Source organism: Deltaproteobacteria bacterium (assembly GCA_026712905.1).
Lineage (GTDB): Bacteria > Desulfobacterota > Binatia > UBA9968 > JAJDTQ01 > JAJDTQ01.
On the sequence record JAPOPM010000047.1, the window covers coordinates 41,701 to 50,792 of the forward strand.

Annotated in this window: 12 protein-coding genes; 1 reads left to right on the forward strand and 11 read right to left on the reverse strand. The window is 65.3% G+C overall.

All coding sequences use genetic code 11. The features are described from left to right. Nucleotides 1-5 precede the first annotated feature (5 nt). The 10 genes from OXF11_03775 to OXF11_03820 all read right to left on the reverse strand — a co-directional run bounded on the left by OXF11_03775 (nucleotide 6) and on the right by OXF11_03820 (nucleotide 7,105). On the reverse strand, nucleotides 6-866 hold the full coding sequence (locus tag OXF11_03775; protein ID MCY4486219.1) for an amidohydrolase family protein: 861 nt from the start codon (nucleotides 864-866) through the stop codon (nucleotides 6-8). Between the two features lie 271 nt (nucleotides 867-1,137). Continuing rightward, nucleotides 1,138-1,620 (reverse strand): hypothetical protein, encoded by a 483-nt coding sequence (locus OXF11_03780; protein ID MCY4486220.1) that lies wholly within the window; start codon nucleotides 1,618-1,620, stop codon nucleotides 1,138-1,140. Between the two features lie 60 nt (nucleotides 1,621-1,680). Further along, entirely contained in the window at nucleotides 1,681-2,166 is a 486-nt protein-coding gene (locus OXF11_03785) for a pyridoxamine 5'-phosphate oxidase family protein (protein ID MCY4486221.1), read from the reverse strand. Nucleotides 2,167-2,216: 50 nt separating this feature from the next. Then, nucleotides 2,217-2,810, reverse strand: coding sequence for a UbiX family flavin prenyltransferase (locus tag OXF11_03790; GenBank protein MCY4486222.1), 594 nt, complete (start codon nucleotides 2,808-2,810; stop codon nucleotides 2,217-2,219). Between the two features lie 25 nt (nucleotides 2,811-2,835). After that, nucleotides 2,836-3,228, reverse strand: coding sequence for a CTP-dependent riboflavin kinase (locus tag OXF11_03795; protein MCY4486223.1), 393 nt, complete (start codon nucleotides 3,226-3,228; stop codon nucleotides 2,836-2,838). 47 nt (nucleotides 3,229-3,275) lie between these two features. Beyond that, nucleotides 3,276-4,046: an XdhC/CoxI family protein gene (locus tag OXF11_03800; GenBank protein ID MCY4486224.1), complete on the reverse strand. Its 771-nt coding sequence runs from the start codon at nucleotides 4,044-4,046 to the stop codon at nucleotides 3,276-3,278. A 54-nt stretch (nucleotides 4,047-4,100) separates the two neighbouring features. Continuing rightward, nucleotides 4,101-4,436: an XdhC family protein gene (locus tag OXF11_03805; GenBank protein ID MCY4486225.1), complete on the reverse strand. Its 336-nt coding sequence runs from the start codon at nucleotides 4,434-4,436 to the stop codon at nucleotides 4,101-4,103. Nucleotides 4,437-4,504: 68 nt separating this feature from the next. Further along, nucleotides 4,505-5,725, reverse strand: a complete 1,221-nt coding sequence (locus OXF11_03810) for a VWA domain-containing protein (protein ID MCY4486226.1) — start codon at nucleotides 5,723-5,725, stop codon at nucleotides 4,505-4,507. Between the two features lie 24 nt (nucleotides 5,726-5,749). Continuing rightward, entirely contained in the window at nucleotides 5,750-6,682 is a 933-nt protein-coding gene (locus OXF11_03815) for a MoxR family ATPase (GenBank protein ID MCY4486227.1), read from the reverse strand. Between the two features lie 90 nt (nucleotides 6,683-6,772). Next, entirely contained in the window at nucleotides 6,773-7,105 is a 333-nt protein-coding gene (locus OXF11_03820) for a tetratricopeptide repeat protein (GenBank protein ID MCY4486228.1), read from the reverse strand. Nucleotides 7,106-7,187: 82 nt separating this feature from the next. On the opposite strand from OXF11_03820, the gene OXF11_03825 reads away from it, so the two are divergent. Continuing rightward, nucleotides 7,188-8,285, forward strand: coding sequence for an alpha/beta fold hydrolase (locus OXF11_03825; protein MCY4486229.1), 1,098 nt, complete (start codon nucleotides 7,188-7,190; stop codon nucleotides 8,283-8,285). A 12-nt stretch (nucleotides 8,286-8,297) separates the two neighbouring features. On the opposite strand, the gene OXF11_03830 is transcribed toward OXF11_03825, so the two are convergent. Next, nucleotides 8,298-9,092 (reverse strand): pyridoxal-dependent decarboxylase (locus OXF11_03830; GenBank protein MCY4486230.1); only part of this gene is annotated, 795 nt, incomplete at its 5' end.

Consider the following 9,092-nt stretch of genomic DNA (forward strand, 5'->3'; position numbering starts at 1 on the left):
GGAAATCAGTTCATGCCGAAGAACTTCTTGGCGTTGTCCAGCATGATCTTCTGGCGCACTTCGGGTTTGATCTGGACCTTCTCGAAGTCGTCGAGCCAGCGCTCCACGCCGATGGCCGGCCAGTCGGAGCCGAACATGGCCTTGTCCTGCAGGATCGAGTTCACCTGCTGCACCAGCTCGGCGGCGAAGTACTTGGGCGACCAGCCCGAGAGATCGATGTAGAAGTTGCTCTTGTGGCGCGCGATGGCGAGGCTCTCGGCCGTCCAGGGCCACGACGGATGGGCGCAGATGATCTTCAGCTCGGGAAAGTCCGCGGCCACGTCGTCTAGGTGGATGGGCTGCGTGAACTTGAGCTTGTTGCCCATGCCGCCGGGGGTGCCGGCGCCCGCGCCTGCCATGCCGCTGTGGAACAGGATCGGCAACTCGAGCTTCTGGCATTCCTCCCACAGGGGATAGAAGCGGGTGTCGTTGGGGAAGAACTGCTGCCGGGCCGGGTTGATCTCGCCCACGCCGTGGAGCCCCATGTCCTTGATGCGCTGGATCTCCTGCAACGCCACCTTCTGCTGCCACGGGTCGATGACGCCGAAGCCCAGGAAAACGTCGGAGTTGCGCTGAACGCCGTCGGCCACGTGCTTGTTCGGGACCGGGGTGAGCCCCGTGATGGTCTCGTCGGTGGTGTTCTGTATCACCGCCATCATGTTGCGCGCGCGGTACTCGTCCGCCATCTCGTCGATGGACACGGGCTTGCGTTCCCGCTTGAAGTACTGGGCCATCTGCTTCGGGCGGTCGCCCTTGGAGCTGAGGGTCAGCTCGTCGCAAAGGTGCACGTGCACGTCGATGGCGATGGGGTCCGTGATCGGGTCCATACTGTCGGTCCTCCTTGGGGGTTTGGTCGAATGCCGGCGGCGGCGCACCGCCCGCGCCACTGGCGATCAGTTTTCTGTAGCTAACACGAACCGCGCTGACTGGCTAGGAGCCTGCGCCGTAGAAGACTGGTTGAATTGTCACACATCCAGATCGTCATTCCCGCCCCCGATCGGGGTCGAGGGCAAGCTTTCGCGGGAATGACGATCCGGGGCCTAGCACGCGGCCCGCGCGGACGCAAGCGGCGGCCACGCGCCGCCGCATCCCTGCCCCTTACTCCCACGGCGCCGCCGACAAGGCCGCCAGCGCCTTGTCGAGTATCCGCCCCATGAACCCGGCGTTGCCGCCCTGATTCAATTCATAGCGAACGCCCGTGACGATGGTGACTCCCTGTTCCTGGTCTTCCAGGACGGTGTGAAGCTCCACCTGGAACAGCGCGAAGGGAGTGTCGTCCAATTGTTCCCGCGTGCGCGTGGCGTTGCCCTTGAGGTAGTAGTTCAGGCCGTGGTCCGTGACCACCAGAGTCAGCGCGCCGGTGCGCACGAGATTCCTCTCCGTGGTGCTGTTCTTGCCCACGGCCAGATGGATGCGCCCCGGGCTCTTGGCCACCAGCTCGTAGTAGGAGCCCATGGCCGGGTGGCACCAGCCGTTCTCGTCCACCGTGGCCATGATGAACACCTTGCCGGCTTCGACCGACTTGCCGCTCATCAGCGCGAACAGTTCGTCCGGCATCTCCTTGCCTACCAGTCGTGACATGAAACCATCCTCTCCGGACGGACGCGGCGAAGGGTGCCGCGCCATCCCGGTTCAGCCGCGTCAGCTCGACGCCGCGCCCTCGCCCAGCGCCAGCTCCTGCCGCTTGCCGAACCCCTGCTGGTTGTCGATGTAGTACAGCCTCTCCGGAATCACCCGGTAGAACTTCACCTTGAGAAACGCCTTGTGGTAGATGCCGCTCGCCGGGTCCGTGAAGAGCTTGATGATACCCGGGTACTTGCGCGCGTACACCGCCAGAGCCTTGCCCTTGGCGATGACAGAGTCCACGAGCTCGACGGTGCCCTCGAGCTGGATTCCCTTGATCTCGCGCCAGTCCTGATAGTCCTCCTGGACGGTCACCGCCACCCGCGGGTTGTCGGCGAGGTTGGTGCAATGGCGCGAGTCCGGCGAGGAGAAGAAGTAGAGCTGAAGTCCGTCGCTGGCATAGAACACCGTGGCGTTCCACGGCATGCCGTCGCGGCAGGTGCCGAGGGTCATGGTGTTGTGTGTGCGGAGGTATTCCAGCACCTGTTCTTCGAGTTCGGCCATGCGGCTCTCGGCGCGAACGCGCGGCGCTCACCCGCGAACGCGGCTCCGGCTCATTCCTTGTCGCCGGGGAAACGGCTCAGGGACTCCTCGTCCCAGCGGTGGAACATGTCGGTCTCGACGTCGAACTGGTCGAGGATCCGCGCCACGGTCTGGTTGATGACGTCGTCCAGGGTCTTGGGCCGGTGATAGAAGGCGGGCACCGGCGGAAAGATCACCGCGCCCATGCGCGTGAGCTGCGCCATGCTCTCCAGGTGCCCCAGGTGCAGCGGGGTTTCCCGCACCACCAGCACGAGCTTCTTCCGCTCCTTCAGGATGACGTCCGAGGCGCGCACCAGCAGGTCGCCGCCGACGGACATCACGATGCCGCCCATGGACTTCATGGAGCACGGCGCGATGACCATCCCCTCGGTGCGGAACGAGCCGCTGGCGATGCTCGCGCCGATGTTGTTGATGTCGTGCACCATGTCGGCCATGGCTTCGACTTCCTTGACCGTGTGCGGCGTCTCCACCTGGAGGGTCATCTTGGCTGCCTTGCTCATGACCAGGTGGGTCTCGATGTCCGGTATCCTGTGCAGCACCTGGAGTATGCGGATTCCGTAGATGGATCCGGTGGCCCCTGACAGGCCTACGATGACACGACGCATGCGGCATTACCTCCTGTAAACGTGCCTACTCGCCGAAAACCACGGTCAGCTCGTCGCCGTCCCGCACCGAGCGGTTCTGCTTCAACGAGACCGAGGCGATGATCTCCAGCTTGTCGGCGGGATAGTCCTTGACCTCGGGCACCACCACCGCGACCCTTTCGCGCGGCCCCGTCGCGGATGGCCGGCCTTCGAGAAAGCCCGTGTAGAGGAAGGCGCCGCAGAAACCCGGATCGGGTGACGACAGCACGCTCCTTGCCCCGTTCCGCCGGACCTCTTGCCAGCGCGACAGGTCGTCCCCGTGCGCCCGCAGGTTCAGGGTGCCGGGGTAAGGGTCGAATCCGACCTGCTCACGAATGGCCTCCCGCACCCACTCCACGGCCAGAAACGCGCCGGCGCGTCCCAGGTCCGAGAACACCATTCCTTTTACCCGAATGTCGCGGGAACGCGTGGACAGGAGAGAACCCTCTACTTCCGGGACAGGGACCGGGCCTTGCCGCCGCGCCGGACCTTGATGATCTCGGCCAGGATGCCCAGGGCGATCTCCTCGGGAGTTTCCGTCGCGATGTCCAGGCCGATGGGGGCGTACACACGGGAGATGAGCTCTTCGGAGACTTGCTCCTCCTCCTTGAAGCGCTCGAAGCACGCCTTGATGCGGCGCTTGCTGCCGATCATGCCGATGTACTTGGCCGGGCGGTCCAGCAGCTCGCGCAGGCACGGCTCGTCGTACTTGTGGCCGCGGGTGATGAGCACGACGTAGGTGGTGGGCGTGATGTCCAGGCTCTTCACGGTCTCGGCCATGTCCCCCACCACCACCTCGTCGGCCTCGGGAAACCGTTCCCGGTTGGCGAAGAGGATGCGGTCGTCGATGACCACCACGTGGTAGTCCATGAGCTTGGCGATCTTGACCAGCGGCACGGCGATGTGTCCGGCGCCGACGACGATGAGTTTGGGCGGCGACGGCATCACCTCGAAGAAGACGTCCGCCTGGCCGCCCGAGGCGGTCTCCAGCGACAGCAGTTGCGAGCGCTCCTCCGCCAACCGCTCGGCGGCTTCGCGCACGATCTTCTCCTCGAGTCCCGGATCACTCACCGATCCGAGCACGATGCGCCCGTCGCGCACGAGGCACTTGGCGCCGCTGTCCAGCCCGTCGACGCCGTCGGACTCCACCACGGTGATGAGCACGGCGCCCGCGCCCGCACTCTTGATCTTGATCAGCTCTTCAACCAGTGCGTCCATGCATCCTTCACCTTGTCACGCGCCGGTTCGGCTCCAGCACCCGCGACAGGCTCCTCACGCGCCCTTCTCGTCCCCGTCCTGCCACCAGGGGTCGATGAAGACGTTCATGATGCCGCCGCACACCGCCGGGCTGTCGGACGAGATCTCGTCCAGCAGGTCCACGCGCACGGTGCGGGGCTTGCGCGTGCGCACCACCTCGATGGCCTCGCGCCGCACGTCGGCCTCGCCGCAGCCGCCGCCGATGGTGCCGAGGATCTCGCCCCAGGCGGTCACCACCATCTTGGCCCCCACTTCCCGCGGGGTCGAGCCCTTGGTGGACACGATGGTCGCCACCGCCACCGTCTCGCCCTTGTCGAGGAATTCCTTGACGTCGTCGTAGATGTTCTCCATCGATGCCTCCTCGTGCCGGCCGGCCGTCGACAAACGGGGCGGCGACACCGGAACGTGATATTTCTTCGTTACGCCACCAGCCGGCGCATGGTGTGGCCCAGGTGGACCAGGCTGTTGGCGTTGTGCGCCGACAGGAACAGGTCCAGGTACGGCAGCGCCGCCTGCATGCCCTTGCACAAGGGCTCGTAGTTCTCGCTGGCCAGCAGCGGGTTGAGCCAGATCATCTTGCCGCAGCGCCGCTTGAGGGCCTGCATCTGCCGCTCCAGCACGCCCACGTCGCCCCGGTCCCAGCCGTCGCTGATGATCACCACCACGGTGCGGTGCGTGACCATGCTGACCGCGAAGTCGCGGTTGAAGATCTCCAGCGAGCGCCCGATGTTGGTGCCGCCGGACCAGCCCAGCACGCTCTTGGAAATCTTCTCCAGGGCGTTGCCGATGTTCTTGGTGCGGATCAGATGGGTGATGCGGCTCAGGGTGGTGCTGAAGACGAAGGTCTCCACGCCCCACAGCTCGTTCTGCAGCCCGTACATGAACTGGATGAGGAAGCGGCTGTAGCAGTCCATGGAGCCGCTCACGTCGCACAGCAGCACCACGCGGGTCTTCTTGATGCGCCGCTTGCGCGCCACCAGCTCCACCAGCTCGCCGCCGTACTTGATGTTGCGCCGCATGGTGCCGCGCGGGTCGATCTCCGTGCCCCGGCGCGCGCGCTTCTTGCGCCGGCTCACCTGGGTGGCGATCTTGGAGGCGATGAGCATGATGGCCTGGGTCACGGCCCGGCTCTCCTCGATGCCCATCTCGCTGAAATCCTTTTCGTTCAACAGCTCGTTGGGGCTGTAGGTGGGCACCAGCATCGGGTCCGCGTCCGGATCGCCCTCGTCGGCAGCGCCCTGCTCTTCGGCGATGGTCTCCTCCGTCGTGCCGCTGCTGTCGTCCGAGGGGTCCAGCCCATCGTCGGGGCTCTGGGCCGGCACCTCCATGGTCTCCATGGCCGGCTCTATCTCCATGTCGGCCTGCCAGAAGGCCTCGAACACCTGGTCGAACAGCTCGATGTCCTCGTGTTCGTGGAGCAGGTTTGCCGCCAGCGTCCGGTGGAAGTCGGGCCGGCTGCGGATGTCGATGAGCGGCAGGCAGCGGTTGGCGTCGATGACCTGGCTCAGCCCGAGGCGGAAGCCCAGGTCCTTCAGCACCCGGCCGAACATGAGCATGTTGGCCATGGTGCCCTGGCCACGCAGGCGCTTGTAGCGCTCCACCGCGCGACTGATCTCTTCCTCGTTGACTTCTCTTGCCATGTCGAGTCCGGGCGGACGGCCGCGTTACTGGGCACCCCCGCCCACCACGGTGGCCGGCTCCTTGAGGATGCGGTCCATGTCGAGCTTGTCGCCGGAGATCTCTTCCTCCAGGTGGTGCAGATCCTCGCGGTACTTGAAGACGCAGCCCACGGTCTCCTTCACGACCTCCGGATCCAGCTCGCCGCGGTTCAGCAGCAGCAGCGCCGATGCCCAGTCCAGGGTCTCCGCCACCCCCGGCCGCTTGTAGAAGTTCATCTGCCGCACCTGCTGCATGAACGCGCAGATCTGCTCGGCCATGAGCGTGTGGATCTCCGGATGCTTGGTCATGATGATCTCGTACTCCTTCTCGAACGTGGGGTACTCGATCCAGTGATAGAGGCAGCGGCGCTTGAGGGCGTCGTGGATCTCGCGGGTGCGGTTGGAGGTCAGGAACACGTACGGCCGCTTGGCGGCCTGGATGGTGCCGACCTCGGGGATGCTGATCTGGAAGTCCGACAGCACTTCCAGGAGGAACGCCTCGAACTCCATGTCCGCGCGATCGATCTCATCGATGAGCAGTACCGGGGGCTCGGCGCCGTCGGTGCGGATGGCGTCCAGCAGCGGCCGGCTGATGAGGTACTCCTCGGAGAAGATCTCGGTCTCCACCGCCTCGCGGTTGCCCGCGCCGATCTCCTCCAGCTTGATGCGCAGCATCTGCTTCGGGTAGTTCCACTCGTAGAGCGCGGTGTTGGAGTCCAGCCCTTCGTAGCACTGGAGCCGGATGAGCCGCGTCTGGAGCACGTCCGACAGCACCTTGGCGATCTCGGTCTTGCCCACCCCCGCCTCGCCTTCCAGCAGGATCGGCTTGCCCAGACGTACCGAGAGATAGACCACGGTGGCGAGGCTCCGGTCGCAGATGTACTTGCGCTCGCGCAGCGAGTCCCGGATCGAATCGACGGTGATGCTGTCCAGATTCATGCTTATCCCTTCTTTGCGGACGGCCGAGTGGTTTGTGAGTGCAATGAAGACGTGACGGCGGCCGCGACGACCGCGCGCGGTGGATGACGGTTACTTGTTCTCGGTGAGCTGCCGTTTCCATCCCAGGGTGCGCGCCTTGGCGGCGACGGCCTCGGCCTCCTCGATCATCCCCTTGCGCTGGTAGAAGATGGAAAGGCTCGTGTGCGCCAACTCATCGTCGGGGCACGCCTCCACCAGACGCTTGCCCATCTCGATGGCCTCGTCCACGCGCTCCGTGTTCGCGTAAACCATGGCCAGGGCGTGCAGCGCGTCACCGTACTCGGGATCCTCGGTCAGCGCCTCCTGGTAGGACGCAATGGCCTCGTCCACCCGATCATCGGCGTACGCTTCCATGCCCTGGATGTAAAGGTCTTCTTTCGTCATGAGCTTCACCCGACGGAATTACTGTGTATTACGAAATCGTGATATTCTCAACCGACCCCAGCAACACGGAGGACCCATCATCATGGCCGCAGCCGCAACTCTGGACGAAATCAAGGACCGTATTCGCAAGCGCGTGGGCAACCGCAGTCCCTTTCACCTCATGGACCCGGCGGAAGCCGAAGGAGCCCTCTCGGAACTGAACAGCATGGACGCGGACGCCTGGGCCGAAGCCTGGAGCAAGCCCGGCGCGCGCTGGGAAAAGACCGCGAAGGAAGCAGAGGAGAAAGGCAACGCCGAGGACGCCAAGTCGGCCTACTTCCAGGCCGCCGCCTGGTACGGCGCCGCCCGCCATCCTTTCCCCAGCTCGCCCGGCAAGCAGGAGGCGTACCGCAAGACCATCGAGACCTACCTCGCCGCCTCGCGCTACTTCGACCCCCCGCTGGAGCGCATCGCCCTGCCCTTGGGCGACAAGGAGGTCGTCGGCTACCTGCGCCTGCCCGCCAAGCGGCCCGCGCCGGTCATCATGCACTGGGGCGGCATCGACAACTGGAAAGAAGAGCGCCACAGCTTCGTCGAGTCCATGCTCGCCGAGGGCTGGGGCTGCTTCATCATGGACAGCCCGGGCACCGGCGAGTCCCCGATGCTCGCCTCCGACACCGCCCACGAGGTCTACTCGACGGCCCTGGACCACCTCGCCACCCGGCCCGAAGTGGATTCCGACCGCATCGCCGCCCTCGGCGCCAGCTTCGGCGGCTACTGGTCCACCAAGCTGGCCCACGTGGAGCCCGAGCGCCTGCGCGCCGCCGTCAACTGGGGCGGCGGCATCCACGGCTTCTTCCAGCCCGAATGGCAACAGAGGTCGCGCAACGCCTCGTCCTACCTCTTCGACCTCATCGAGGCCCGCGCCAACCTCTTTGGCAAGCGCACGTTCGAGGAACTCTGCGAGATCATGCCCATCCTCTCCCTCAAGGACCAGGGCCTCCTCGACAAACCCTGCGCCCCCATGCTCCTGGTCAACGGCAAGGACGACCTCCAAGTCCCCATCGAGGACTTCTTCATGCTCCTCGAATGCGGCGACCCCAAGACCATGCGCCTCTTCCCCGGCGGGCATATGGGGGAGTCGCCGGACGTGTTTCCGACGATATTGCGGTGGCTGCACAGGGAGTTGGATGGGGAGTAAGGAGAACCCGCCCTACCCCACCCTCTCCCGCGCCTCCATGATCTTGTGAACCACGGCCTCGACGTCCGCTTCGTCCACGAACGGGGACAGGATATACGATTTCAGGGCGTAGATGGGCTCGCCGTAGGCGGTGCGGCGGTAGCAGTCGGTGGCGGAGATGACGACGCCGCGGCCGGCCATGGCTTCGGAGTGGACGTACTGGAAGACCTTGCGGTTGAAGTCGTTGTTTGCCAGAAGGCTGTCGCGGTACGCGGGGTCTTCGAACTCCTGGCGCTTGATGGCGAAGGTGTCCACGTCGGGCGGATAGGCGCGGAAGAGGTTCACGGTGCCGAAGTTGTCGCGGTTGAGGACGGTGCTGCCTTCGTGCCCTTCCAGATGTTCGCGCAGAAGCTGGGCCATCTCCACGATGTGCCCCAGCACCACCTGAAGGCCTTGGCGGCCAAACAGGCGGTAGTTGGCGATGGCGGCGAGGGGGCCGGTGCCGGCCCGGGACGTCTCCAGCGTGTACATGCCGGGACGGTGCTCGCCGAAGTGGTAGAGGTAGGGCATCTGCGCCGGGTCCCGGGCCAGGCGCTGCAGGTCGGCGCGGTCCTTGGCCAACACGAGGCTTGAGATGTACGGCGCGAAACCCGTCTTGTGGAAGTCCACCCCCACGGAATCCGCCAGCGGCAGGTGGCGAATGCGGCGGCACGCCCCCGCCAGGGCGCGCAGGGTGCGCGGCCGGAAGCCCAGGGGATTGGCCTCGAAATCGTAGTCGTTGAACACCGACCATGCCCAGCCGATGACGGCGTCGGCGTGGATGTGCGG

Bases quoted from the DNA above. Each gene is read 5' to 3' on its own strand.
- OXF11_03775 (MCY4486219.1), bottom strand. From the start codon at position 866: ATGGACCCGATCACGGACCCCATCGCCATCGACGTGCACGTGCACCTT.
- OXF11_03780 (MCY4486220.1), bottom strand. From the start codon at position 1,620: ATGTCACGACTGGTAGGCAAGGAGATGCCGGACGAACTGTTCGCGCTG.
- OXF11_03785 (MCY4486221.1), bottom strand. From the start codon at position 2,166: ATGGCCGAACTCGAAGAACAGGTGCTGGAATACCTCCGCACACACAAC.
- OXF11_03790 (MCY4486222.1), bottom strand. From the start codon at position 2,810: ATGCGTCGTGTCATCGTAGGCCTGTCAGGGGCCACCGGATCCATCTAC.
- OXF11_03795 (MCY4486223.1), bottom strand. From the start codon at position 3,228: ATGGTGTTCTCGGACCTGGGACGCGCCGGCGCGTTTCTGGCCGTGGAG.
- OXF11_03800 (MCY4486224.1), bottom strand. From the start codon at position 4,046: ATGGACGCACTGGTTGAAGAGCTGATCAAGATCAAGAGTGCGGGCGCG.
- OXF11_03805 (MCY4486225.1), bottom strand. From the start codon at position 4,436: ATGGAGAACATCTACGACGACGTCAAGGAATTCCTCGACAAGGGCGAG.
- OXF11_03810 (MCY4486226.1), bottom strand. From the start codon at position 5,725: ATGGCAAGAGAAGTCAACGAGGAAGAGATCAGTCGCGCGGTGGAGCGC.
- OXF11_03815 (MCY4486227.1), bottom strand. From the start codon at position 6,682: ATGAATCTGGACAGCATCACCGTCGATTCGATCCGGGACTCGCTGCGC.
- OXF11_03820 (MCY4486228.1), bottom strand. From the start codon at position 7,105: ATGACGAAAGAAGACCTTTACATCCAGGGCATGGAAGCGTACGCCGAT.
- OXF11_03825 (MCY4486229.1), top strand. From the start codon at position 7,188: ATGGCCGCAGCCGCAACTCTGGACGAAATCAAGGACCGTATTCGCAAG.